Below are 24,061 nucleotides of genomic sequence, written 5' to 3' on the forward strand. Positions count from 1 at the left end.
TTCACTTTACTCCTCCGGCAGTTCATTAAGGTTCATAGTAAATGTGTGGGATTCTTCCGGAAATGTCTTCGTCTTCACTTCTTTTACATAGGATTGAACCGCTTCTCCCAGAAGATGATTGCTATCGATATATGGTTTTACGAACTTTGGTAATCGATCTACTCCATATTTTAGAATATCGTGATAGACAAGAACCTGACCATCACACTCTGCCCCGGCACCAATTCCTATCGTAGGGATAGATAATCGGTTTGTGATTTTCTCTGCTAACTGCCTCGGAACGCACTCAAGGACAATCGCCATGGCACCTGCCGCTTCTATTTCAAGGGCTTCCTCAATGAGTCTTACTGCTGAACCCTGGTCTTTTCCTTGAACTTTATAGCCCCCAAGCACATTGACTGATTGAGGAGTTAAGCCGATGTGGCCGACCACAGGAATACCAGCATGAACAAGCTTTTTCATCATTACAGAGACTTCGCCACTTCCTTCAAGCTTTAAAGCCTGTGCTCCCGTTTCCTGATAAAGTCTGCGTGCATTTCTCAAGGTATCCTCTGTGGAAATATGATAGGACATAAACGGCATATCAATCACTTTGAATGTGTCAGGAGCACCACGTTGAACAGCTTTCCCGTGGTGGATCATATCTTCCATAGTCACTGGAATCGTTGAATCATAACCAAGTACTGTCATTCCTAAGCTGTCGCCGATGAGAATCATGTCGACATTCGCTTCTTCTGACATTTTAGCTGACGGATAATCATAACTTGTAATCATGGCGATTTTATCTTTCTCTTGCTTCATACGCAGGAACTGTCCCTTATTACGCATGATATCCTCCCTCTCCCCAGTGAATTTCCGCTGAATATAGTTTCTCTTCTTCTCCATCTATGCTTCTCGCACGTAAAGCTCCATCAGGCTCAATCCCTATCAGGGTCGCCTGCCAAGTTTTTCTCATCGTAGATATGGTCACTTCTTCACCGATTTTGTAGCCGAAGTGCTCCCAATCTTTTTTAATCGATGCGAACCCATGGGACTCAAAACGCTCATATGTCTCTTCAAATAGACGGAGGATATGCTGAACGGTTTGTTGTATATTCCAATGCTCGCTGGATTCGATTTTAAGTGAAGATGCTTTGTATTGGATATCAGAAGGAATTTCGCGATCTTCTTGGTTTACGTTCATTCCCATACCCAGCACAATATATTGAATCGTGTCCTGTTCTGCCTGCATTTCGGTAAGAATTCCAGAAACTTTCTTATGGTTAATCAATAAATCATTCGGCCATTTGATTTGTGGGACCAGCGAAGACCTTTCTGCAATCATCCTTGCTAATACGGTCGCTGCCAGGAGGGTGATTTGAGGTGCTTGCACAGGAGGCAAATTCGGTCGTAAGAGGATACTCATCCATATTCCCTTTCCTTTTGGTGAATCCCAATTTCTCGACATTCGGCCTTTCCCTTTCACCTGTTCATCAGCAATGACCACGGTGCCATGTGGTTTGCCTTGTTTGGCAAGCTGATGCACAATTTCCTGAGTAGATTCAACCTGGTCGTAATGATGCAATTCATGACCGAGCCATTTTGTCCCCAGTCCCCATCTAAGAGTGTTTTCACTGATCTTATCGGGGGAAGACAAAATTTTGTACCCTTTGCGTTGAACGGCTTCAATTTCATACCCGTCTTTTTTTAATTCGTTCATATGCTTCCAAACAGCTGTTCTTGATATTCCCAACTGGTCAGAAAGTTCCTGGCCTGATATATGGCCTTCAAGATGATTTAGTAACTCGATTAATTCCTTGCGGGTGGATTCCATTCCCTCACCCACTCCTTTATCTTTTCGTATTCATTTTCTATTTCTCCTGTAACCACACGGTGTTCAATCATATCCATCCATTCGGATATCCATGGGCCTTTTGGTCGTTCTGAAAACAATTGCAGAAGGTCTCTAGCCTGAAAAGTCAGCTCTCTTTTGTCCTGAATAGGAAGGTGTGCTTTGATTTTCTTCAACTCATCTCCCAAATTCTTTTCCTGGGAATGTAAAGCCAGAGACAATCTTGTAAAAGAAGGAAAGAGTTCTTCATCCAATTGGTAGACAAGCCATGATGTCACCATTTTGTCACCTACATACTTTTTATATGCGTGCAGCAATTGGTCTGTCTTTTTTATGGTATCTTTTGAAAGTTTCCATGACTTCATGAAATTCCCTGAAGATAGCTGAGGGTATTGGATCACGTAAAAGGCGATAATTTCATGCCATCCAAATAACGGTGAGCCAGGTATATTCGTTCGAATGTCCAAATCTTCTAGAATCGGCAGGTGTTTTTTCAATCCTGTCGTATGCAGTAACTGTAAGCCCAAGGCATAATTCGAACCTTTAAATATCTTCTCCACTTCCACTGCTATTCTTTCAATGGAAATGTATTGGAGTAAATGTGACATGTGGTTCAATGCTTCCATGGTCTTCTTTTCAATCTGAAAAGATAGTTGGCTTGCAAATCTTACAGCTCTCATCATTCGTAACGGATCTTCCTGAAAACGCTCAGACGGCTGTCCAACGGCTTCAATCCTCTTATTTTTTATGGCCTCATGTCCGTGGTAGGGATCAATAAGCCTGCCGTCCCTGCTCATAGCAATTGCATTAGTCGTAAAGTCTCTGCGGGCCAGATCAAGGGTAATGTCCCGGACGAATGTCACCTCATCTGGATGACGGTAATCTTCATAACCTTCTTCTACTCGATATGTGGTAACTTCATAGGAAACGGAACGATGGCGTACGATGACTGTCCCATGTTCAATTCCTACAGGGATGACTTTTTCAAATATTTCCTGGATCCGTTCAGGCTTTTCAGACGTAGCTATATCGATATCATTGACAGGGCTGCCACTTAAAAAGTCACGAACGGCCCCACCGACGATGTAAGCTTCGCCTCCAGCTTCTTCAATCTTTTGAATCACTTCAAAGGCTGGTTTGAAAACTTCGTATTTATCCATGGTTCAAAACCTGATCGTATAAAGTTTCATACTGGCTTAAGATTGTGTTCGTTGCGAATTTGTCATGCACCACTCTTTTGGCTTGTTCAGCCATCATTTGATGCAATCCTTTATCCTCTAATACTTTTTTGGCAAAGTAAGAAATTTGTTCAACATTTCCAAGTTCTGCAATAAAACCAGTCTCCCCATGATCGATAACTTCTGGGATCCCCCCAATATTTGTTCCAATACAAGGCACGCCGCAAGCCATGGCTTCAAGGAGTACAAGTCCAAAACTCTCTTTTTCAGATAACAATAATTTCAAATCTGAAATCGAAAGCAGTTCACTTACGTTTTCCTGTTTCCCTAGAAAGAGAACATCTTCTTCTAAGCCCAGCTGTTGAACAAGTTGATGACACTCGGAATATTCCGGACCATCTCCAACGAGCAATAACTTTGCCGGCATTTGTTCTGCAACAGTAGCAAAGGTTTTGATGACATCTGTTACTCTTTTTACTCTTCTGAAATTAGAGATATGGATAAGTACGGCATCTTCCTCATCGATGCCATAATGTTCTTTCAGACGTTGATCATCCCTCCGATAATACTCTCTTTCATCTACAAAATTATAGATGACGTCGATATTCCGGTCCGTATGTAACATTTCTTTCGTCTGGTCCACAAGGCTTTGCGAGACAGCTGTGACTCTGTCCGACTGTTCGATGCCGAAGCGAATCATTTGTTTAAGGCTCGAATCGATGCCCAGGACGGTTATATCTGTACCGTGAAGGGTCGTAATAATTTTCACATCACGTTCACACATTTGCTTGGCTAAAATCGCACAAATGGCATGCGGCATCGCATAATGGACATGAAGAATATCCAATTCCTCTCTATTGATGACATCTGCCATCTTAGCTGCGAGAGCTAAGTCATAAGGAGGGTGTTGAAAAACTGGATAATTGCTCACTTCCACTTCATGATAATAAATATTCGGGTACACACGGTTCAGGCGGAAGGGAACTTGAGAGGCAACAAAATGGATTTCATGCCCTTTCTCTGCCAGCAACTTCCCAAGCTCTGTAGCAATGACACCTGATCCCCCGACGGTCGGGTAACAAGTGATACCTATTTTAGCCATAATCGATCACTCCTGTTATCTGTTCATTTCAATGATGCCTTTCCAATCAAAATCTTCATGATCCAGAGCATGAATCATAATATCGGCCATAGCCTGGTTAGTAGCTACCGGGATTTGGTGAACATCACATAACCTCAGCAATGCACTAATATCGGGTTCATGCGGCTGTGCTGTAAGTGGATCGCGGAAAAAGACAACCATATGCATTTCCTCACTGGCAATTTTAGCACCAATTTGTTGATCTCCTCCGAGTGGCCCCGATTGAAATCTTGTCACTTTCAAATCTGCTTCATCTGCAATCCTCATACCTGTCGTACCTGTAGCATATAGTTGATGCTTGGATAGAATAGAATGGTACTTTTTCGCAAAACGGATAATATCTTCCTTCTTTTTATCGTGGGCAATTAATGCAATATTCATTATAACCTCTCCCTGTTAGTCAAGTATGTGTTCAAGACCATAGACGAGGACATCAAGTTCCATCACACGCTCGGCAGCAAGCTTCACCCCACTCATGAATGATTCACGATGAATGGAGTCATGTTTTACAGTCAGGGTTTCTCCCTGTCCACCAAAAATCACTTCCTGGTGAGCGACAAGCCCTGGAAGCCTCATGCTGTGAATTTTCATTCCATCAACATCCGCCCCACGTGCTCCTCGAAGTGTCTCTGCCTCTGATTCATGTCCCTGCTTATGCGGATCACGCACTTCTTTAATTAATTCAGCAGTTTTAAGAGCGGTCCCTGAAGGTGCATCAAGCTTTTGGTCATGATGCTTCTCGATGATTTCAACATCCGGAAAATGCTTGGCTGCCCACTTTGAAAATTGCATCATGAGTACAGCACCAATAGCGAAGTTAGGAGCAATAATGGTCCCAATACCTCTTTCCGAGGCGAGTGTCGTCAATTCAGCCAGCTCATCTTCTGAAAACCCTGTTGTACCGACGACAGGTCTGACCCCGTTTTCAATAGCAAGCTTTGTATGTTTGTACCCATTCTCAGGAGTAGTCAGATCGATCAGGACGTCAGCTTCCACTTCACTGAGACAGGTGGCCGCATCCGTATAAATAATCGCATCCATATCAGGAAGGCCATCCAGCTCTTTTACACTCATTCCATCGTGTTTTCGATCAATACAAGCCACAAGAGTAAGAGTGGGTTGATTGTGAATCATTTTTAATGCTTCTTTGCCCATTTTACCACGAGGTCCTGCAACAATCACTTTAATATTATTCACCTTTTGTTCCTCCTTCTTTACGTGTCCAACGGTCTTTATCTCTCGTCTCAATTTTACTCATGGATTGTTCAAAAGCGTCAGAGAGGTCAATGTCCAGTGAATTAGCGAAACATGTAAGGACGAAAATAACATCGCCCAGTTCCTCTTCAAGAGCTTTATCTTCTTCTGTACTCTTTTTTGGTTTCTCTCCGTATCTATGGTTGATTTCTCTTGCCATCTCTCCCACTTCTTCTGTCAAGCGTGCCTGAAGACTGAGAGGAGAAAAATAACCTTCTTTAAATTGCGATATGTAATCATCCACTCTTTTTTGGATATCTTTTGTCGTATAGTTCATTAAAAACCCTCGCTTCTTTAAAGACTCTCCCTAAATGGTAGCCAAAAGCCCGCCATTTGACAAATTTTTTAGTTTGAGCAAATAAAAATAATTCTTTATTTTATATAAGCTCCCGTTTGATGGCAGTGTCGAGACTTTTGTTGGGTGGATGGGGGCTGCGGGGAATAGCTCGCTTTCCGCGGGGGTGCGGTGAGCCTCCTCCGACTGCGTCCTGCGGGGTCTCACCATGCACTTTTTCCCCGCAGGAGTCTCCCCATTCCCCCTCCGCCCCTTTACCATGCAAGGTACTCGATACCACTGCTATAAAATCGGTTCGTATGATTATGGAAAGTGTATTATAGAACGCCTTCATAGCACTTAAAAGTTTGATCCAAAGGTCTTTATACATCGAACATTCGGATAGAGGAAGACCGTACAACTTGGTACAGATGTTCGTTTCTCACCATAATTGTATGGGGTGGTTGGGAAGCAGCGAGACTCCCTTGGGAGAAAGGAGACCTGCGAGATCCCCCAGGCCATAGCCCGAGAAAGCTTGCCACTCCCCCACAGGAAAGTGTTCAAATGCGGAATCGCCCTGGTGGACACGATTGGTATAAACTTCAATAATTTCTTTTTCAATCATTAATAACTGGGGTAATAAAAGCCAATATATAAAAGATGTTATTGCCGCATTCACATGAATTATCTATAATTGAAGTCGTGTGACAACTATTGGAGGTGTACATATGAAAATCTTCGGATTGCGCGTAAAAAATATCATATGGATTTTAATCGGATCCGCCATCTTCTCTTTCGGACTCGTTCATTTCAACATTCAAAATGAATTAGGAGAAGGCGGGTTTACGGGAATTACTTTATTACTTTTATACTTGTTCGAATGGGACCCTGCCATTATGAATATTGTGCTCAATATTCCAGTCCTCATCATCGGATGGAAAATTCTTGGTCGTACTACATTCTTTTATTCTCTAATCGGCATCCTTGCTGTTTCTGTTTTCATTTCGGTTTCTCAAACCTATATGATTGAATTCAACTTGTCCGATGATCTTACATTGGCTGCTTTGTTCGCAGGTGTTTTCATAGGAGTAGGACTGGGCATAATTTTCCGGTACGGAGGGACAACAGGCGGAGTCGATATTATCGCACGACTTGTAAATAAATATCTCGGATGGAGTATGGGAAGAGCCATGTTTCTCTTTGATGCGCTCGTTATTTTTGTTTCCATTATCACATACCTCGAGTACACAAGAGGGATGTACACACTGGTAGCTGTTTTTGTCGGAGCACGAGTTATAGACTTTATACAAGAAGGGGCATACGCTGCGAGAGGCACAACCATTATCTCTGAAAAAAGTGAAGAGATATCAAGGCGCGTAATGCAAGAAATGGATAGAGGAGTAACCGTACTCGAAGGAAGAGGGTCCTTTTCCGGTTCCAAGAGGGATGTGCTTTATTGTGTCATCGGTAAAAATGAAATTGTTAGACTCAAGTCTATTATTGACCATATTGATCCTCATGCCTTTGTAGCTGTCAGTCATGTACATGATGTAATGGGCGAAGGCTTTACTCTTGATGAGAACAAAAATCCAATAGATTGATTTTTCACACAAAAAAACCGATCCTTTTTATAAGGATCGGTTTTAAAATTATTCTTCATTCATACCTACGAACATAAACACAAAGCGCAGCAGTTCAGCAAGTGCAACCAGAGCACCCGCTACATATGTCATCGCTGCAGCATTCAACACTTTCTTCGTTTTACGCTCTTCATCATTACGGATGACTCCAGTTGATACCAATTGACTCATCGCACGGTTTGAGGCATCGAATTCAACAGGCAATGTGATCAATTGGAACAACACAGCAGCCGCGAAGAAAACAATTCCTGCCAACGCAAGTCCGGACATTCCAAGGAGAAATCCACCGATAATAAGGAAGATGGAAATGTTAGAACCAAAACTTGCCACGGGAACAAGAGCACTTCTGAAGCGTAAAAATGCATAATCCTGTGCATCCTGAATGGCGTGACCAACTTCGTGTGCAGCTACAGCAGCTCCGGCTGTTGAACGGCCATGGTAAATATCTGTTGAAAGACGAATCACTTTCGAACGAGGGTCATAGTGATCGGTTAAATGGCCGCGGACTTCTTCTACAGCAACATTGTATAAGCCATTGTCATCAAGTATTTTTCTAGCTACCTCGGCTCCTGACATGGCTGAGGATGTCGTAACTTTTGAATACTTCTTGTAGGTGCTTTTCACCTTTGATTGCGCCCAGAGTGGAATAATCAATATCAGCGCAAAGTAAATGATAAAACTCATCTTTCATTCCTCCATCTTGGATGTGAGTATATAGGTCAATTTTAGTCAAAAACGCATGAAAAATCAACTATGACTACTCTTCATTGTGTGTCTATTTTTCGAACTTTCTCTATAATTAATCGCTCCTACATACAACAATGTCACTAAAATCGCGCCACCTATGAAAAGGACTGTCAATAGAAAAGCATTCCAGTCATCCTGTGACTTTACTTGAACGAGCTCAATGATTTTTCCGCTGAAATGTTCCCGACCGGTCACCGAATCCACAATTGATAATTCTTGCAGGGCTTGATCGGCTTCTTGGACTTTTGCCTTATCAACAAAATTCATAACAACTGGACGTATCATATTCCATTCCTTCTCAATGTCATCAAGAGGAACAGAAGATAAAGAACGGTCTGAAAAATGCTCAAGCTTTTCTGTTATTACAGGATAAGGGTTATCAGAGGATGTAACTTCCAGGAAAGTAAGGAGACCCTCTTCCCACCTGGTTTCTTCAAGATTATTTGTTGAACCGTACATATCCAGGCGGGTCCATGCTTCCTTATGTTGATCCGGAAGGGTTTGGACATATTGTTCCATTTCTGCATATTTACTATTCCAAAGCCGCTCAGCAAGGTCAAACTTTTCATCCGCAGCCAACCGACGATATTGTGACGCAAAAGCTTCCCAATCAGGAGATCCCTCCGACCATGAATGTGCAAGGCCGGATGGTACAATTGTGAAAATAAGGGAACAAATGAACAACAACATAACACGTCCCATTTCACTTCTCCCCTCTCACAAGTATTATTTCATCTTATGAGAAGGAAATGAAATTTAGACCGGGGATTTTCTGCGAACAGTTAAGGTATAAGCACAAAGGATACATGCGATACTCAGCCAAAACGTAAAATACCCGATTTCATCCATATACTCAATAATAGCGGGATAGACCGGCATTTGTCCGAAAACATAATCAATGACATCATTGTGAAGCGTCCATATGGCAGCAACAACAATATGTCTCATTTCTATTTTATAAAAAGGAGCATACAAAAGACCTTGAACAGCCATAGCTCCATGTGAAATAACCAACATATAACCAGTCCATGGAAGTGACCCATATTCCAATAAAGTCAAACCATTCATTATGACTGCCCAAACTCCATATTTTAAAAGAGTGATGATAGCCAGTGCTTCTATGTAAGGAATATTTTTTCCAAAAATATAGAACCCCAGAAATATAGTAAAGAACAAACTCGCTGTCGGACTGTCAGGAACAAACAGCAGAAAGACAGGTTCAGTCACAGAAAGCTGAGGTTCGTACCATATATACCCGTAAATAGTTCCAAATAAATTTATGAAGAAAAGCATAATTAAAAACGATCGTCTCGTCAGTAGATAGATGATCATTTGCTTCATGTTGCCACATACCTCCAATACAAATGTAGCCGCGCTTTTAAAAGCGCGGCTACAGTGAATTAAGTATCTAATTATTCTTCAGATCCGGAACCTTCTTCAGATGAACCTTCCTCGGATCCTTCTTCAGAACCTTCTCCGGATGAACCTTCCTCGGATCCTTCACCAGAGGAACCCTCCTCAGATTCACCTTCAGACCCTTCTTCGGATGAACCTTCTTCAGATTCACTTTCAGATCCTTCACCAGAAGAACCTTCCTCAGATCCTCCTTCGCCTTCTCCACCGGCTTCACCACCGCCAGCTTGGACGACGAATTCAGCAAGTTGTTGAAGCTCTTCATCACTACCGCCAAAAATACCAGCAGGCATTTCACCGACACCATTAACTGCAATATCTTTGACTTGATCAACAGTCAATTCAGCATCGATTAAGGATGGGTAGTTCCCTTGTCCTTGCAAGGCATCCCCATGACAGCTCAAGCAGTTTGCTTCATAAACAGCATAACCAGGATGCTCTTTATCGATCGTTGATTCAACCGCTTCCACGTTGACTCCGTATTTTTCTGCACGCATTTCATAATCAGCATGAGAAACAGACTCATATGTCAACCAGAAGGTTGCGATAAAGCCTAAAATCATCAATCCAACAGCAATCGGACGCTTATGAGGGCGACGTTCTGGACCGCGATCCAGGAATGGCGCCAGCAGCAAAGCACCGAAGGCTAGACCTGGCATAACGATGGCACCAAGAACGATGTAATCTCCACCTGCAAATTGATATTTTAGAAATTGATACAAGAATAAGAAATACCAGTCCGGCAATGGTATATAACCGGCGTTGTTTGGATCCGCCTGTTGCTCAAGTGGTGATGGGTGAGCAGCAGTCAAAATAAGAAATCCGATTAAGAAGACAGATCCTACGAGCCATTCCTTCAACAAGAAATTAGGCCAGAAGGCTTCTGTACGGCCTGGGTATTCCGAATAATCTTTTGGTAAGTTGGCTTTTCGTTCTGCCGTGATTCGTGAATCACCGACGAACTTCATCCCTTTTCCCCTATGCACAGCTTTCCCTCCTTTTTAACGTTACATTTTATAGTGGTCCGGAAATTCCTTGTTTACGGATTAAAATGAAGTGGAACGCCATCAACCCGAACAGTGCAGCCGGCAAGAAGAATACGTGAATAGCAAAGAAACGTGTAAGCGTTTGAGCACCAACAATCGACGGGTCTCCGGCTAGTAATGTCCGAATCTGATCCCCGATAAATGGTGTGGCTGCTGCTATTTCAAGACCAACCTGAGTCGCGAAGTAAGCTTTGTTATCCCAAGGTAACAGGTATCCTGTGAAGCCTAACCCAAGCATGACGAAGAACAAAAGTACACCAATAACCCAGTTCAACTCACGTGGTTTTTTATAAGCTCCTTGGAAGAATACCCGTAGCGTATGTAAGAATAACATGACGATGACGAGACTCGCTCCCCAGTGGTGCATACCACGGACGATTTGACCATAAGCAACCTCTCGCTGCAAGTAATACACAGATTTCCAAGCGTTTTCAATGTCTGGAACATAATACATCGTCAAGAACATCCCAGACAGGATTTGAATGACCGTGATAAAGAAAGTCAATCCACCAAAACAATACACAAATGCTGAAAAATGGTGTGCTGGGTTTACGTGTTCAGGAACTTCGTGATCTGCGATATCACGCCACAGCGGGGTAATATCTACACGCTCGTCCACCCAGTCGTAAATTTTCTGAAGCATGTATTATGCCCCCCCTCCTGAATCTTTCGTTTCACCTAGGTAAAGCATGTCTTCTTCTACCTTAAACTCAAATCGAGGCAGTGGCGCCGTCGGTGGAGTTCCAGGCACGTTCGTTCCGTCTTTCGTGTACCGGCCTGCGTGACAAGGACAGAAGAATTGGTTCGGGTACTCCTCATTGGAAGCCCAGTCGACCGTACATCCCAAGTGAGTACAAATCGGTGATAGTGCTACAATTTCATCATTGTCGTTTCTGTACACCCAAGCTGTTTTTTGAACTTCTGATTCATACCAAGCATCTACTTGATCGATCGTCCATTCAAAACGCTGCGGTTCATTCGTAATTTCATCAACGGAAGCTACGGAGATGAAATCTCCACCCTCTTTCGTTTTCAATACGGGATCGATTGCGAAACGAACCATCGGTGCAAGCATGCCCGCTGCCATGAAACCGCCTACACCAGTGAGTGTATAGTTCAGAAACTGACGTCGGGATACTCGTTTTTTATCGCTCATTCTTTTCCCCCCTCTATGCTGTAATCCATGCGACATGGATTGATTACACACAGTTTACTAGGACATTACCATGATAGCGCAATCTCAAGGCGCGGTCAATAAATTATCAAACCTTGTCGGAACTTTTATCCAGTTACCAATAGGCCTGGATCAATTCACTGATCTGATGGGCCTGCTCGCGGACGAACGATTGTGTTTCTGTAGACTGGATGTCGCCGGAACCCATGCCGGGCACCCATAGGACGTGTCCCTCAAGATCTGCTTCGTGTTTTTTCCATTTACTGTCGAAAGTGAAAAGGAAAATATGATGGAAAGGCTGTTCTTTAAACTTATGAATCCAACGATTGATCCTCTCTTTTTCGTCAGCTTGTGATCCTTCAAGGTAATGATAATCCGGCGCTAGGAATATCCTTCCCTTGTATTCTTTTTCGATCAGGTTCGTAAACACCTGGTTCAGCTCCCGTTGGAAGGCCTGCTTTACCATCTGTTGATCGTTCCCGGGATCAAAGGGTATCAAGGGAATGATTACGGTATCAATATACTGTTTTTCCGGTATATATTGCGTAGTATCTGCTTTTGTCCATCTCATAATTCATTTCATCCTTTATCTATGTATCATTTTCTCTTTATTTTACTATATTTAAACAAAAATGAAAGCCGGGACTCTTCTTTTGAAGGTACCGGCTTTCCTAGTTTATAAAAATGTATTCAAATCCTGTTTGACTTTTTCAAGTTTTCCACATAAGGTTTTGAACTCATCACGCGCTCCATTGATGAGAGCTTCATCAATTCGATCTTCCAGGCTTTTCTGTCTATGCTGCAAAAGACTGACAGACAGAAGGCGTTCCGCTTCATTCTTATCTCTGTCATTTAAGTAATAGTCTTTTGGAAGATATGGATTTTCTTCAAGGACAAGGGCATACTTCGAGCATTGCTGGGCATTCTCAAAATTCATTTGGATATAGACAGGTTCTCCTTGATTCATCCTTAAATCATGAAACGACTTCTCGGCATCATTCGTCATAACCTGGCCTTTATAAAAACGGAAAGGTGGGTCAGAAACACCCTGGGCACTAATTTCCATGCCGCGCGGACAAAACTTCACTTCCTGGACAAAATGGACACTTGACAAAAGAGATTCATGGTTCATTAAATAATTAAGAATCCAAACACTCTCTCGCTTTTTCAACTGAAAGTGATTCAAAAACCAGCGGACAAAGTCTTTTTTCTCATCCACAGAGATTGGTGTTTGCATATGGGCGCCCCTCCTGCGCTTTATTAATCAGCTCATTGTTCTTTCAGCCGCTCGACGAAGTCCTCAATTTCTGTATCTGTAGGATCAATAGCCAGGTATTCTTCAAAAATCTGCCGTGCTTCTGACATCCTTCCTTCTTCTACAAGGAAGTAACCGTAGGATTTCAAGAAATCTGTATCCTCTTTCAAGGAAGGATACGCTTGTTGGTATTGTTCATAAGCTTCCTTAAACCTTTCTTCCTCTTCATAAGCTTGAGCAAGTTCCCACAAGTAATTCGGGTCTTCCTCACCAAGAGAAATTAACTCGTTGATCAAATCGATGATCTTTTCATTCATATCGTCCGACTTATAATTTTCAATTAGGAAAAGGATCGCTTCTTTATATCCTGGATCCAGAGCAACTGCTTCTCTCATCCACTTGTACCCTTCTTCTTTATTCCCCTGTCTATGAGATAACGTACCGGCAAGATGATAGAGCTCTTTATTGAATTCATCTTTCGCAAGGCCTTTTTTAGCCATTTCCAATGCTTCATTGGGCATACCTTCTGAATCATAAGCTTGAGCTAAGTGTGGATAGACTGACTGGAAATAAGGGTCCTTTTCAATCAACTCTTCCCAAACATGGATGGCGATGTCGTTACGGTTTGCCTGATAAGCTACAAAACCATAGCGGAACATTACGTCAGGATTATCTTCTTCTACCTTTTGGAAGAACTCTAGTGCTTGTTCAAATTCTCCATTGGCTGCATATGCTTCCGCTAGTCTAGTGGCGACTTCAATATCTCCGATGACCGGCTGATGATGCATAGCATTTTCATAATAAGGGATACTCTTTGAATATTCTCCATTGGAGAATGCAAGCTCGCCTAATGCAAAATCGATAATCGCTGAATTCGGCTCGACTTCTTTTGCCATGAGTAATTTTTGTTCAGCTACTTCGTAAAGTCCCTGAGACTGATAAAGATCCGCTAACTGCACGAGTGCTTGCAAATAGTCTTCATCTTCCGGACCAAATTGGTTCAGCAGTTCAATCGCTTCGTCATCTTCATCAAGATCAATGTGAATCTCTGCCATCATGACTTTCAGTTCCTGCTCTTTAGGATAGCGTTGAATCAGCTCGTGCAACACCATTTTCGCCTCTTCAAGCATCCCCCATTGCATGTATAGTTCAGCAATTGTGAACTTCTCTTCCTCGTCTGCTTCTGGTAAATATTGTGTTAGAGTTTTTATAGCATCTTCCGTCTTATGAGCTTCCATTTGACGAATGGCTTTTTGAATTTCCTCCATGATGACATCCTTTCCGCTTATACAAAATGCTTGTGAATCTTCACTTTTATGTGGGAGCCAGGTGTTTCATCGATGACCTTTTGGTTCACCTGTTTCACCTGTCCATTCATAACCGTTACATTCGGAACAGAATTATGATATCTAAAATCCTCCGCCTCTTCAAACGATCGGTCTTCTGAAAAGCGATAGAGATTATAATCTGCATGCCCTCCAGGGACGATTCCGCCTTTATGAGGATAGATTCCGCTGTCTTTTAAGTTTTTCAAAGAGAGCATTTCATCATCCTGTACATCTGTTAGCTTTATGATACCATACTGTTCGCAAAGTGAAGACCACAATTCTGCATAGTTGTTCGACGTATTCTCTGTATCTTTGACGAACAATGTCAACGGCATTCGTTTGTAACCCTGCGCCTGTGCTATCCATTCCCAACAAACATCAATCAGTTCCCCTGCGGACTGCACTTCCACACATAAAAAGGGGCTTCCTTTTCTGGCAAAAAAACGGACCATTTCAGGTCGCAGCATCTTTGCCGGCACAACAGGTATGACCATATAATCGATCGGCAGAGATTGACATCGATTTAAAAAGTGGTCATATTGATTTCGGTAGTGACGTAAACTAGTCACTAGGTGTTGTGTGAGTAACAAGGTACACCCTCTTTTTATGTAGCGATTGCCTGTGTCTGTTACGGAGGGTGATAAAGCAAGCGGCTCCTTTTGATCCAGCATCACATGCCCTGGACTGACGTGAAATCCATCCACTACCATTAACGTGAAAGCTTCTTTTCCGGTACGATCTCTGACGAACTTCTTTTCCTTTACCGTGCATTCACTAAAACAGGGACCTTTCTCATTTTCAACATACCCTTGAAACCAATAAGCTCCCATACGACGAAACCTCCAAGTAGGCTTTTTATATCGTATGAGAGCTTTACATAAACTATGAAGTTAATTTAGTTCAAGACTTGATTTAAATCTTCAAAAAATGATGGGTAAGAGATGTTAATACACTCTTTGTTTTTGACGATTACTTCTTTGTCACAAATTAAGGAAGCAATCGCGCCCATCATACCTATGCGGTGATCGCCATATGAATCGATGGTTCCACCATTTAGCGGTGTGCCTCCCTGGATAACCATCCCATCTTCCCGTGCTTGGATATCTGCTCCTAATTTGGAGAGCGTTTCAACAACAGCTTCAATTCGATCTGTTTCCTTATAACGCAGTTCTTCTGCATCTTTTATGATTGTTTCCCCTTCTGCTTGCGTTGCTGCTAGAGCAAGGATCGGAATTTCATCAATCACATTTGGGATAAGCTCCCCTTCTAAAGTCATTCCATTTAGTCGACTATGTCGAACGACGATGTCACCAACGGGTTCACTTCCAATATGCGTATGTACCTGGACTTCTATATTGGCTCCCATATCTATTAGTGCTTTTACAATTCCGTCACGCGTCGGGTTAAGCCCGACATCCCGAATCACCAACTCACTTCCAGGGACAATGGATGCAGCGACTAGGAAAAAGGCTGCCGAAGAAATATCCCCAGGGACCTTGATATTTGAAGCAGAAGGCTTTTGTCCACCCCTAATTTTGATGGATCTCCCTTCAACATGTAGGTCCACACCGAATTCAGGAAGAAGCATTTCTGTATGATTTCGTGTTTCCCCAAGCTCAATTACTTCTGTTTCACCTTCTGCCAACAAACCTGCTAAAAGCAATGCTGACTTCACTTGAGCACTTTTCACTGTCAATTCATGGCGCGTCCCGGCCAGTTTTTTTCCGCGGAAAGCAAGTGGCAGCAAAGAGTCACCTTCTCGACCATGGATCTCCGCTCCCATCATTCTCAGCGGTTGGATGACACGGTCCATGGGACGCTTGGACAAAGACTCGTCTCCATATACTGTTGTGAATAATGGAAGCCCTGCAAGCACTCCGCTCATTAACCGGGCCGTTGTTCCTGAATTACCAAAATTGATTGGTTGGGAAGGTTCGCTTAGGTGAGAAATCCCTTTGCCATGAACTGTAATCTTATTACCTTCTTGCTCAATATTCACGCCCATGAGTCGGAAGGCTTCGACGGTTCTCAAGCAATCTTCACCGGTAAGGAAATTCGTAATAACAGAAGTTCCTTCCGCTAATGCCGAGAAGATAACGGATCGGTGGGAGATGGATTTATCTCCAGGTACAGATAAGTCTCCTTTTAGTCGTCTATCTGTAGGTTTCAACTCAATGCTAGACATAAGAATCCTCCTCTACTGCTGGATCATCACTTCATATTGGTAATGATCTAATATTTCTTTACTCTTCCATTGTTCTTCACTTGTAGCAAAGCTGATTCTAAGCACCCCGGTAATCCCTTCTCGAATTTCAAGGATTTGGATATTCTTAATGCTGATGGCCTCTTCAGCCAGGATCCCAATCACATCGCGAATCGCACCTGGTTGGTCGTGGATGTCGACGTAGATGTCATAGAAAGAAGGGATGGCCCCTTTGTCTTTTGTAGGCAGGCCGTCTCTGTACAATTTAGCATCAGATAGATACTTGTATGTTTTCTCTTTTTCTCCCTGGGAAAGGTAGTCTTTTATCCTCTCCATCTCTCCGATCCAATCATCGAGCATGGAAATAAGGAGCTTTTTATTTTGAAAGAAAATATCCTGCCACAACTTCGGATTACTGGAGGCGATTCTAGTAATGTCTTTGAACCCTCCTGCAGCCATCTGCTTAATATAGGGATGTGTTCCTTCCCATTCTTTCGCCTGATGAACGAGAGATGAAGCGATCAAGTGCGGAAAATGAGAGATGACCGCCGTCATCTCATCATGTTCCTGCGTAGTAAATGTTACAAAACGGGCCTTCGTTTTTGATAGAAGGTCCTTAATTACATCCGCTTCCTTCTCATCGGCATGAACAGAAGGTGTCAACACATAAATCGCATTCTCAAACAGGTGGGGTTTTGCAGCTGTGTAGCCATGTTTGTGTGAACCAGCCATCGGGTGCCCGCCTACGAAAGAAAGCAAGGGATGGGATAAACGGTTCGCCGCTTCAAGCACTTGGTTTTTCACAGAAGACACGTCTGTTACCAACAAAGGCTTTTTTAAATCCATGGATCCGAGTTTATGGATATAATCGATGGTAATCGAAATAGGTGTAGCTAAAATGCAGACATCCGCTTCAAGAGCAGATTCTTCAAAATTGAAAGAGGCCTGATCGATCACCCCTTGCTTTAACGCCATGTTAAGAGTTTCTTCATCCCCATCCATACCAATGATGAAGACATCCTCTTTTTTAGCGACATTCATAGCTATGGAACCACCGATAAGTCCTAAACCAACGATGAGTATGGTCTGCTTCATTGTTCACGAACAGCAGCAAGCTTTTCCTTCATAGCTTCCTGAATCTCCTGCATGTCCTCTTTTTTCCCAATGGTCAACCGTATGGTATTCGGCAGCCCCAGCGCTTCGCCGGAACGTACGATAAACCCTTTCGTCAACAAGTATTCAAACATTTCATCACCACTGCAAGGCAGATGGATCAAAAGGAAATTAGCCTGGGTATCAAAGTAATTCAATCCATGATTTTCACAGAATTGCATCAATGATTTCTTGTTTTTCCAGTTTTCTTGAACCGTCTCTTCAATAAACTTCTGGTCATCTAAGGCCATAAGAGCGGCAGCTTGTGCCACCGTAGATGTGTTGAATGGCTCGCGGGACGGTTCAAGAATCTGAATGACTTCTGGATGACCGACTCCATAGCCGATTCGTAAACCAGCTAAGCCGTAAGCTTTAGAGAAAGTACGGAGTACCATCAGGTTTGGATAGTGATTCAGCGCTTCTATCGAGTCAAAGGCATCATCCGCTTCCAAATATTCATAATAAGCTTCATCAATGACAACAAGGACGTGATCAGGCGTACGTTCCAGGACCGACTGCAGTGTCGTTTGGTCGATATGGACGCCTGTCGGATTGTTTGGTGTACATATCCATAAGACACGGGTTTGCTCATCAATTTTTTCAAGCATGCCTTCTAAATCATGGTGACCATCAATGAGTGGGACTTCTCTGACTTCCGCACCTTCAATTAAAGCATTGTGGCGATACTGCGGAAACGTTGGTGTTGCCATGACCGTATTGGCACCCGGCTCAAGAAACGTGCGGCAAATGATCTGCACCACTTCATCAGAACCATTACCGAAAATCAATTGATTCTCTTCCACACCGATGAAACGGGCGACTTTCTTTCTGATTTCTGCACCATATCCATCAGGATAGATTTCTAAATTGGAAATCAGTTTCGGCAGTTCCTTCTCGACCACAGGAGAAAAACCAAATGGATTTTCATTGGAAGCAAGCTTAACGATTCGATCCAAACCGAATTCTTTCTTTACTTCCTCGATCCCTTTTCCCGGCTTATATGGTTTCATATTTTTTAGAATGTCTTTGGCTTTCATTGGGATACTCCTCTCAACTCTTTAAATCTGGTCTCAGTTGTTTTGCATGATTATGATAGATATGCTGAATGTCTTTTTGTGCAATTTCGGTTTGTACGGTCACCATGACCCGGATACACTTCTCAAGACTACCAGGGACCGGAATTTCCCGCATGCACATGACCGGGACATACGTCCATCCATCTATTTTTCTCAAGGACTTTGCAGGGAAGGCATCATTCAGATCCTCTGTCACTGTAAAATAGACGGAAACAACATCTGTTGCTTCAATATGATTGGAAGCTATGACATCTCGAAGCAATTGATAGGATTGTTCTACAATTTCATCATGTTCATTTTTTTCAACCGTTGTCGCTCCTCTTACACCTCGAACCATCATTCTCCACTCACCTCATTTATTAAAAGAGACATTTGTTCTAGTAGTTGTTCCTCTTCGACTTCCACAACATAAGGGTCACTCAGTTCATGGAGTAGGACAAAATTGATTTTCTGCCGAAGGGTCTTCTTATCCAACTTCATTTTCTCAAGCATTCGATCGGGACGAATCTTAGTTAATACGGATACTGGATAATTATTTTTATCCAGCCACTCCTTATAGGCTTCAATCGGGAGCTGCGCCCCTTTAAGTTCGTTACTCAACTTCATCATAAATAGAAGCCCTACGGCAACAGCCTCCCCGTGAGTGATTTCACCATAGCCAAGCTCCGCTTCAATCGCATGAGCAAGGGTGTGACCTAAATTCAAGTATTTACGGATTCCAGCTTCTCTTTCGTCCTCTTCTACGATCGAAGCCTTCACTTGGATCCCTTTCCTTAGATCGCTCTCTAACTGTTCTCCTGTTAGTTCATAAAGCTTTCCTTTTAACAGTCGATGCGCCCAGTCTTCGTCACTGAGAAAAGCATGTTTGATTACTTCCCCATAACCTGAACGAATTTCACTTTCCGGCAGGGTTTCAATCGTTTCAATATCATAGATTACCTTCACTGGATGATAAAAGGAACCAATCAGGTTTTTTCCTTTGGGATGATTGATGGCTACTTTCCCGCCTACACTACTGTCATGGGCTAAAATCGTAGTAGGCATCTGGATGTAATCAACCCCGCGTAAATAAGTCGATGCTACAAACCCAGCCAAATCACCAATCATGCCCCCGCCAAGGGCGACAATGAGAGATTTCCGATCCAAGTTCACATCCACACAACGGTCCAGAAGCTCTTCGTACCTGGTCATACTTTTCGAAGACTCTCCGGCAGGAACGACGGCGGTAAATACAGGAGCAGCTTCTGATAAACTTTCTTTCACCTCTTGCAAGTAGAGTTCCTTAACCGTACTGTCTGTAATAACTAATATAGACGTGTATTCAGATGAAAGGAAAGAAGCCAACTGATGCCTCAAACCTTTACCAATCAAAACATCGTAGTCATGACTACTTGATCGGACCGTAACCGATGCCATTAAAATTCACGTACTTCCTTACGGTAATCATCAACCGCACGCTTGAGACGAGGGAAATAGTCCGCTGGAAACTCATCAGTAATGGCTTTAGCGAGCTCAAAAGCAACAATATGCTCCATCACAACAGAAGCTGCCGGGACAGCGCAGGAATCAGAGCGCTCGATGCTTGCGTTAAACGGTTCTTTGGTCTCTATATCCACACTTTGTAACGGTTTGTACAAGGTAGGGATGGGCTTCATAACCCCTTTAACGACAATCGGCATACCAGTCGTCATTCCACCTTCAAATCCACCTAGACGGTTGGTTCGACGGTAATATCCTCGTTCCTCGCTCCATAAGATCTCATCATGGACCTCGCTCCCGTTTCTGCGAGCAGCTTCAAAGCCAATACCGAATTCGACCCCTTTGTAGGCATTAATACTCATCACTGATCCAGCGATTTTTGCATCCAGCTTTCGATCATATTGAACATAAGACCCAAGACCAGGAGGCATTCCTTCTACGTAGACCTCAGTCACCCCGCCGATGGAGTCTCCTTCTTTCTTCGCTTCATCAATCGCTTGCATCATCTTCTCTGCCGCCTTTTCATCAAACGTACGAACAGGAGAGGCCTCGGAAATTTCTCTACGCTGCTGCAGGGTCAGGTTTTCATCAACATCTGACACAATGCCTGCAATCTCACGCACATAGCCTGTCACTTCAATCCCTAGTTCTTTCAAAAGAACCTTGGCTACGGCTCCTGCTCCCACGCGTGCGGCCGTTTCCCTTGCTGATGAACGTTCGAGGACATTCCTCATGTCTCTATGACCGTATTTCATACCACCATTCAAATCTGCATGACCTGGGCGGGGTTTTGTTACGGTACGACGAATCTTTTGTGTGTCCTCTGGCAGAGGATCTTCACCCATAATGTCCGTCCAGTGTTTAAAATCATCATTATTTACAACGAGAGTGATTGGAGAGCCAAGAGTATATCCATGACGAACCCCACTCGTAATTTCTACTAAGTCTTTTTCGATTTGCATACGTTTCCCACGCCCGTATCCGCCTTGGCGTCTGATCAATGATTCATTTATTTGCTCTCTCAATAAAGGAAGATGAGAAGGAATTCCTTCAATAATTGTAGTTAATTGCTTTCCATGTGATTCACCAGCGGTCAAGTAGCGCATAAACGTACCTCCTATGTATTCATCCCCTAGTAGGGGTGTTCTAAATTTTAGATACTACTATATCATATGGATGTAAATTTGTGTCGTCAAAATATCGGAATTTTTATAAAATAAGCTTAGAAAGCGCTTCCGACCACTTATTTTTGCCATTTTCTATAAAAAAACGTGTCATATACTTCAAATCCATGGGTTTGCGGAGAGAAAATCTGCTCTGTGCTACCGACGAAGAAGATCCCTCCATCTATGAGTGAATGACTGAAATTTTTGTAGATGGTCTTCTTCGCTTCTTCAGTAAAATAAATCATTACATTGCGACAGACAATAAGATCAAAATCTTTCGGATAACGATCGGCTAAAAGATTGTGCTTCTTGAAGGTGACACTCTTTCTGACCTCATCAATCACACGGTAGGTGCTTCCTTCTTTTCTAAAGTATTTTTTAAGAATCTCTGGCGGTACTTCCTTCAATGACCTCTCATGATACAGGCCTGCTTGAGCCTTCCCTAAAGCAAGACCATCGAGATCTGTTGCAAGGATCTCCACTTGTTGAAGAGGGATGTGTCGATTCAATACCATAGCCAACGTGTATGGTTCTTCACCCGTAGAGCATGCGGCACTCCATATCCGTAACTTCTTCTTTTTTTGAAGCAAATAGGGAATGACTTTTTCTTCGAGCACTTCAAACCTCTTTCTATTCCGGTAAAATTCAGATACATTGATGGTCATACGATCTAAAAATTCATTCAACAACAGTGAATTGTCTTCCAGAGCATTGAAATAGCTTTTGAAATTATCGTGCCCGCGCTTCTCCCTTAAGGAAGTCAGCCTTCGCTTCATTTGTGCTTCCTTGTACTGCGATAAATCGATTCCTGTTTTTGTATGAACTCTCTCTATGAATTGTATGTAATCCTCACTCATTCCCAAAACTCCCTCTGCTTATTCCATATAAGCGTACTCCAGCATCATCTGGTTGTAAACGAACAATCACAGCGAGTCGAAACAATTGGGATAACGGGACACCTTCCTACTTGGTGCTGTTCATTCCTTTGCTGTTCTGCTTATGACGCAAGTGGCTGGATGATGGAACTAGACGAGTAGCTTCCTAGCCTCCCTTGACGCTCAATCCCCGCAACGGATCTCGGGAACATCGGGCAACTGGCTCTTCCACAACCCTGTCAAATCGTGGAACAGCCTTTCATATGTTTATGAAATAAAAAAGCCACCTTTGGAAGGTGGCTTTCTCATTAGTAGATCCAGTTGAGTGAATCTTTCTCGTAATCGACAAGTTCTTTTTCATCAAAAAACAAACCGATTTCTCTTTCAGCACTTTCTTTTGAATCAGAGCCATGGATGACGTTTTTCCCTACTGTTACTCCAAGATCACCACGGATGGTTCCCGGAGCAGCTTCAGCGGGCTTTGTAGCTCCCATCATTGTACGTGCAGTTGCAATTACATCTTCGCCTTCCCAAACCATTGCGAAGACAGGACCTGAGGTGATGAAGTCTACGAGCTCACCGAAGAATGGTCTTTCCTTATGTTCACCATAATGTTCTTCTGCAAGTTCTGTAGGGATTGCCATCAACTTCGCCCCTGCCAGTTTAAACCCTTTGCGTTCAAATCTTGCTGTAATATCACCAATCAAATTGCGTTGTACACCATCTGGTTTAACCATCAAAAAAGTCTTTTCCATGACAAACACCTCATCTTATGTATAGTGTGAAAGCGCTTTTAATAAGTGCCATAAAAAAGTCTATCAAACAAAGGCAAGAAAGGCAATAGATTTATGCCCTTCTTTTACCAATATACTTTGCAATTCCTTTGAGTGTCTGTTTTGCACGATTTGCTGGTAATTTGTTCAGGGCTTGATAAGCTTTTTTCAAATAACGATCACTCAGTTCCAGTGACCGTTCAATCGAACCATTGGACTGAACTTTCTCTATCAAGGATTGAAGTTGAGCCGCTGTCAGATCTTCCTTCTGCTGAAAAACATGTTCCAGTTCCTTTTTGAACTCATGATCTTCCATAGAAAAAAGAACAGGTAGAGTAATATTCCCTTGGAGAAGATCACTGCCTGCAGGTTTACCTAATTCTTTCTCAGATGCCGTAAAATCCAGAACATCATCAATGATTTGGTAGGACATCCCAACATAGTATCCATACTGATAAAGAGCACGCTCATGAGCTGGCTCAGCATTTGCTGCTATAGCACCAAGCCTGCAGCTAGCTGCGATAAGCAATGCGGTTTTCCTTTTAACTCTCCGTAAATATGTACGAAGATGTTGTTCAATATTGTATTTATCTCTGATTTGTTCAATTTCCCCTAGACATAATTCAACCATTGTCCCGGCAAGGATCTGATGAGCCCGGGGATTTTCAAGTACTGATAGATTCTCAAGCGACCTGGCAAAAATATAGTCTCCCGTGTACATAGCAATCCTGTTATCCCAGCGAGATTTAATTGTGGGCTCCCCACGTCTCAGTTCAGCTTCATCAATGACATCATCATGAACGAGGGAAGCGGTATGTATGAGCTCTAAAGAAACAGCGACAGCCTTCATGCGCTCGATATCATAGTCACCGAATTTACCACCAAGCAATACAAAGACAGGACGGATCCGTTTTCCACCTGCTTGTAACAATTGACTGGAAGCTTCTCTAAGTACTGGATTGTCGGATTGTATTGTATCATTTACAGCCTCTTCGATTACCGCAAGGTCATTTTTAAGAAAAGAGTAAATCATTGCTAGTTTCATGGCATTTCATC

27 protein-coding genes are annotated in these 24,061 nt (G+C 42.9%); 1 reads left to right on the plus strand and 26 read right to left on the minus strand.

Annotated elements, in window-relative coordinates:
* Positions 1-6 precede the first annotated feature (6 nt).
* Genes panB through GLW00_RS09975 form a run of 7 tightly spaced genes read right to left on the minus strand, consistent with a single transcriptional unit; the run spans position 7 to position 5,681 of the window.
* Positions 7-828 (minus strand): 3-methyl-2-oxobutanoate hydroxymethyltransferase, encoded by an 822-nt coding sequence (gene panB, locus GLW00_RS09945; protein WP_160913524.1) that lies wholly within the window; start codon positions 826-828, stop codon positions 7-9.
* Positions 821-1,813 carry a biotin--[acetyl-CoA-carboxylase] ligase gene (locus GLW00_RS09950; RefSeq protein WP_160913526.1) on the minus strand — a complete coding sequence of 331 codons (993 nt, stop codon included), beginning with the start codon at positions 1,811-1,813 and terminating at the stop codon, positions 821-823. The genes panB and GLW00_RS09950 overlap by 8 nt, the downstream gene beginning before the upstream one ends.
* Positions 1,789-2,991, minus strand: coding sequence for a CCA tRNA nucleotidyltransferase (locus GLW00_RS09955; RefSeq protein ID WP_160913528.1), 1,203 nt, complete (start codon positions 2,989-2,991; stop codon positions 1,789-1,791). The genes GLW00_RS09950 and GLW00_RS09955 overlap by 25 nt, the downstream gene beginning before the upstream one ends.
* Positions 2,984-4,111, minus strand: coding sequence for an N-acetyl-alpha-D-glucosaminyl L-malate synthase BshA (gene bshA, locus GLW00_RS09960; RefSeq protein ID WP_202412422.1), 1,128 nt, complete (start codon positions 4,109-4,111; stop codon positions 2,984-2,986). The genes GLW00_RS09955 and bshA overlap by 8 nt, the downstream gene beginning before the upstream one ends.
* A gap of 15 nt (positions 4,112-4,126) precedes the next feature.
* Positions 4,127-4,531 (minus strand): methylglyoxal synthase, encoded by a 405-nt coding sequence (locus tag GLW00_RS09965; protein ID WP_160913530.1) that lies wholly within the window; start codon positions 4,529-4,531, stop codon positions 4,127-4,129.
* Positions 4,532-4,546: 15 nt separating this feature from the next.
* The gene (dapB, locus tag GLW00_RS09970; protein WP_160913531.1) at positions 4,547-5,347 is read right to left on the minus strand and encodes a 4-hydroxy-tetrahydrodipicolinate reductase; all 801 of its coding nucleotides are present in this window, start codon (positions 5,345-5,347) and stop codon (positions 4,547-4,549) included.
* Positions 5,340-5,681, minus strand: a complete 342-nt coding sequence (locus tag GLW00_RS09975) for a nucleotide pyrophosphohydrolase (protein WP_160913533.1) — start codon at positions 5,679-5,681, stop codon at positions 5,340-5,342. Before GLW00_RS09975 ends, dapB begins: the two co-directional genes overlap by 8 nt.
* Positions 5,682-6,406: 725 nt before the next feature.
* On the opposite strand from GLW00_RS09975, the gene GLW00_RS09980 reads away from it, so the two are divergent.
* Positions 6,407-7,279, plus strand: coding sequence for a YitT family protein (locus GLW00_RS09980; RefSeq protein WP_160913535.1), 873 nt, complete (start codon positions 6,407-6,409; stop codon positions 7,277-7,279).
* Positions 7,280-7,327: 48 nt separating this feature from the next.
* Here GLW00_RS09980 and GLW00_RS09985 read toward each other — a convergent pair whose 3' ends face one another.
* The 19 genes from GLW00_RS09985 to hepT all read right to left on the minus strand — a co-directional run bounded on the left by GLW00_RS09985 (position 7,328) and on the right by hepT (position 24,050).
* Positions 7,328-8,002, minus strand: coding sequence for a zinc metallopeptidase (locus GLW00_RS09985; RefSeq protein WP_160913537.1), 675 nt, complete (start codon positions 8,000-8,002; stop codon positions 7,328-7,330).
* Positions 8,003-8,065: 63 nt separating this feature from the next.
* The gene (locus tag GLW00_RS09990) at positions 8,066-8,767 is read right to left on the minus strand and encodes a hypothetical protein (RefSeq protein ID WP_160913539.1); all 702 of its coding nucleotides are present in this window, start codon (positions 8,765-8,767) and stop codon (positions 8,066-8,068) included.
* Positions 8,768-8,821: 54 nt separating this feature from the next.
* Positions 8,822-9,397 (minus strand): lipoprotein heptaprenylglyceryl N-acetyltransferase LhaT, encoded by a 576-nt coding sequence (gene lhaT / locus GLW00_RS09995; protein WP_202412456.1) that lies wholly within the window; start codon positions 9,395-9,397, stop codon positions 8,822-8,824.
* Between the two features lie 80 nt (positions 9,398-9,477).
* Positions 9,478-10,464, minus strand: coding sequence for a menaquinol-cytochrome c reductase cytochrome b/c subunit (locus GLW00_RS10000; RefSeq protein ID WP_160913543.1), 987 nt, complete (start codon positions 10,462-10,464; stop codon positions 9,478-9,480).
* Positions 10,465-10,492: 28 nt separating this feature from the next.
* Positions 10,493-11,167, minus strand: coding sequence for a menaquinol-cytochrome c reductase cytochrome b subunit (gene qcrB, locus GLW00_RS10005; RefSeq protein ID WP_160913544.1), 675 nt, complete (start codon positions 11,165-11,167; stop codon positions 10,493-10,495).
* Positions 11,168-11,170: 3 nt separating this feature from the next.
* Positions 11,171-11,680, minus strand: coding sequence for a QcrA and Rieske domain-containing protein (locus GLW00_RS10010; protein WP_160913546.1), 510 nt, complete (start codon positions 11,678-11,680; stop codon positions 11,171-11,173).
* A 133-nt stretch (positions 11,681-11,813) separates the two neighbouring features.
* A complete protein-coding gene (locus GLW00_RS10015; RefSeq protein ID WP_160913548.1) occupies positions 11,814-12,269 on the minus strand; it encodes a YpiF family protein in 456 nt (151 codons plus the stop codon).
* Positions 12,270-12,374: 105 nt separating this feature from the next.
* On the minus strand, positions 12,375-12,935 hold the full coding sequence (locus tag GLW00_RS10020) for a ReoY family proteolytic degradation factor (RefSeq protein WP_160913550.1): 561 nt from the start codon (positions 12,933-12,935) through the stop codon (positions 12,375-12,377).
* 32 nt (positions 12,936-12,967) lie between these two features.
* Complete coding sequence (locus GLW00_RS10025; protein WP_160913552.1) at positions 12,968-14,221, minus strand: tetratricopeptide repeat protein; 1,254 nt, start codon at positions 14,219-14,221, stop codon at positions 12,968-12,970.
* A 17-nt stretch (positions 14,222-14,238) separates the two neighbouring features.
* The gene (locus GLW00_RS10030; protein WP_160913554.1) at positions 14,239-15,111 is read right to left on the minus strand and encodes a hypothetical protein; all 873 of its coding nucleotides are present in this window, start codon (positions 15,109-15,111) and stop codon (positions 14,239-14,241) included.
* Between the two features lie 65 nt (positions 15,112-15,176).
* Positions 15,177-16,466 (minus strand): 3-phosphoshikimate 1-carboxyvinyltransferase, encoded by a 1,290-nt coding sequence (gene aroA, locus GLW00_RS10035; protein ID WP_160913556.1) that lies wholly within the window; start codon positions 16,464-16,466, stop codon positions 15,177-15,179.
* A gap of 12 nt (positions 16,467-16,478) precedes the next feature.
* Complete coding sequence (locus GLW00_RS10040) at positions 16,479-17,579, minus strand: prephenate dehydrogenase (protein ID WP_160913558.1); 1,101 nt, start codon at positions 17,577-17,579, stop codon at positions 16,479-16,481.
* On the minus strand, positions 17,576-18,673 hold the full coding sequence (gene hisC, locus GLW00_RS10045) for a histidinol-phosphate transaminase (protein ID WP_160913559.1): 1,098 nt from the start codon (positions 18,671-18,673) through the stop codon (positions 17,576-17,578). Before hisC ends, GLW00_RS10040 begins: the two co-directional genes overlap by 4 nt.
* Before the next feature lie 13 nt (positions 18,674-18,686).
* Positions 18,687-19,049, minus strand: coding sequence for a chorismate mutase (gene aroH, locus GLW00_RS10050; RefSeq protein WP_160913820.1), 363 nt, complete (start codon positions 19,047-19,049; stop codon positions 18,687-18,689).
* Positions 19,049-20,128: a 3-dehydroquinate synthase gene (gene aroB, locus GLW00_RS10055; RefSeq protein ID WP_160913561.1), complete on the minus strand. Its 1,080-nt coding sequence runs from the start codon at positions 20,126-20,128 to the stop codon at positions 19,049-19,051. The genes aroH and aroB overlap by 1 nt, the downstream gene beginning before the upstream one ends.
* Complete coding sequence (aroC, locus tag GLW00_RS10060; RefSeq protein WP_160913563.1) at positions 20,128-21,297, minus strand: chorismate synthase; 1,170 nt, start codon at positions 21,295-21,297, stop codon at positions 20,128-20,130. Before aroC ends, aroB begins: the two co-directional genes overlap by 1 nt.
* 137 nt (positions 21,298-21,434) lie before the next feature.
* On the minus strand, positions 21,435-22,214 hold the full coding sequence (locus GLW00_RS10065; RefSeq protein ID WP_160913565.1) for a CheR family methyltransferase: 780 nt from the start codon (positions 22,212-22,214) through the stop codon (positions 21,435-21,437).
* A gap of 326 nt (positions 22,215-22,540) precedes the next feature.
* Positions 22,541-22,987, minus strand: a complete 447-nt coding sequence (gene ndk, locus GLW00_RS10070) for a nucleoside-diphosphate kinase (RefSeq protein ID WP_160913567.1) — start codon at positions 22,985-22,987, stop codon at positions 22,541-22,543.
* A 91-nt stretch (positions 22,988-23,078) separates the two neighbouring features.
* A complete protein-coding gene (gene hepT / locus GLW00_RS10075; RefSeq protein ID WP_160913569.1) occupies positions 23,079-24,050 on the minus strand; it encodes a heptaprenyl diphosphate synthase component II in 972 nt (323 codons plus the stop codon).
* Positions 24,051-24,061: the final 11 nt, after the last annotated feature.

The organism is Halobacillus litoralis (assembly GCF_009856445.1).
Classification (GTDB): domain Bacteria; phylum Bacillota; class Bacilli; order Bacillales; family Halobacillaceae; genus Halobacillus; species Halobacillus litoralis.

Bases quoted from the DNA above. Each gene is read 5' to 3' on its own strand.
- panB (WP_160913524.1), bottom strand. From the start codon at position 828: ATGCGTAATAAGGGACAGTTCCTGCGTATGAAGCAAGAGAAAGATAAA.
- GLW00_RS09950 (WP_160913526.1), bottom strand. From the start codon at position 1,813: ATGGAATCCACCCGCAAGGAATTAATCGAGTTACTAAATCATCTTGAA.
- GLW00_RS09955 (WP_160913528.1), bottom strand. From the start codon at position 2,991: ATGGATAAATACGAAGTTTTCAAACCAGCCTTTGAAGTGATTCAAAAG.
- bshA (WP_202412422.1), bottom strand. From the start codon at position 4,111: ATGGCTAAAATAGGTATCACTTGTTACCCGACCGTCGGGGGATCAGGT.
- GLW00_RS09965 (WP_160913530.1), bottom strand. From the start codon at position 4,531: ATGAATATTGCATTAATTGCCCACGATAAAAAGAAGGAAGATATTATC.
- GLW00_RS09975 (WP_160913533.1), bottom strand. From the start codon at position 5,681: ATGAACTATACGACAAAAGATATCCAAAAAAGAGTGGATGATTACATA.
- GLW00_RS09980 (WP_160913535.1), top strand. From the start codon at position 6,407: ATGAAAATCTTCGGATTGCGCGTAAAAAATATCATATGGATTTTAATC.
- GLW00_RS09985 (WP_160913537.1), bottom strand. From the start codon at position 8,002: ATGAGTTTTATCATTTACTTTGCGCTGATATTGATTATTCCACTCTGG.
- GLW00_RS09990 (WP_160913539.1), bottom strand. From the start codon at position 8,767: ATGGGACGTGTTATGTTGTTGTTCATTTGTTCCCTTATTTTCACAATT.
- lhaT (WP_202412456.1), bottom strand. From the start codon at position 9,397: ATGATCATCTATCTACTGACGAGACGATCGTTTTTAATTATGCTTTTC.
- qcrB (WP_160913544.1), bottom strand. From the start codon at position 11,167: ATGCTTCAGAAAATTTACGACTGGGTGGACGAGCGTGTAGATATTACC.
- GLW00_RS10010 (WP_160913546.1), bottom strand. From the start codon at position 11,680: ATGAGCGATAAAAAACGAGTATCCCGACGTCAGTTTCTGAACTATACA.
- GLW00_RS10015 (WP_160913548.1), bottom strand. From the start codon at position 12,269: ATGAGATGGACAAAAGCAGATACTACGCAATATATACCGGAAAAACAG.
- GLW00_RS10020 (WP_160913550.1), bottom strand. From the start codon at position 12,935: ATGCAAACACCAATCTCTGTGGATGAGAAAAAAGACTTTGTCCGCTGG.
- GLW00_RS10025 (WP_160913552.1), bottom strand. From the start codon at position 14,221: ATGGAGGAAATTCAAAAAGCCATTCGTCAAATGGAAGCTCATAAGACG.
- GLW00_RS10030 (WP_160913554.1), bottom strand. From the start codon at position 15,111: ATGGGAGCTTATTGGTTTCAAGGGTATGTTGAAAATGAGAAAGGTCCC.
- aroA (WP_160913556.1), bottom strand. From the start codon at position 16,466: ATGTCTAGCATTGAGTTGAAACCTACAGATAGACGACTAAAAGGAGAC.
- GLW00_RS10040 (WP_160913558.1), bottom strand. From the start codon at position 17,579: ATGAAGCAGACCATACTCATCGTTGGTTTAGGACTTATCGGTGGTTCC.
- hisC (WP_160913559.1), bottom strand. From the start codon at position 18,673: ATGAAAGCCAAAGACATTCTAAAAAATATGAAACCATATAAGCCGGGA.
- aroH (WP_160913820.1), bottom strand. From the start codon at position 19,049: ATGGTTCGAGGTGTAAGAGGAGCGACAACGGTTGAAAAAAATGAACAT.
- aroB (WP_160913561.1), bottom strand. From the start codon at position 20,128: ATGGCATCGGTTACGGTCCGATCAAGTAGTCATGACTACGATGTTTTG.
- aroC (WP_160913563.1), bottom strand. From the start codon at position 21,297: ATGCGCTACTTGACCGCTGGTGAATCACATGGAAAGCAATTAACTACA.
- GLW00_RS10065 (WP_160913565.1), bottom strand. From the start codon at position 22,214: ATGAGTGAGGATTACATACAATTCATAGAGAGAGTTCATACAAAAACA.
- ndk (WP_160913567.1), bottom strand. From the start codon at position 22,987: ATGGAAAAGACTTTTTTGATGGTTAAACCAGATGGTGTACAACGCAAT.
- hepT (WP_160913569.1), bottom strand. From the start codon at position 24,050: ATGAAACTAGCAATGATTTACTCTTTTCTTAAAAATGACCTTGCGGTA.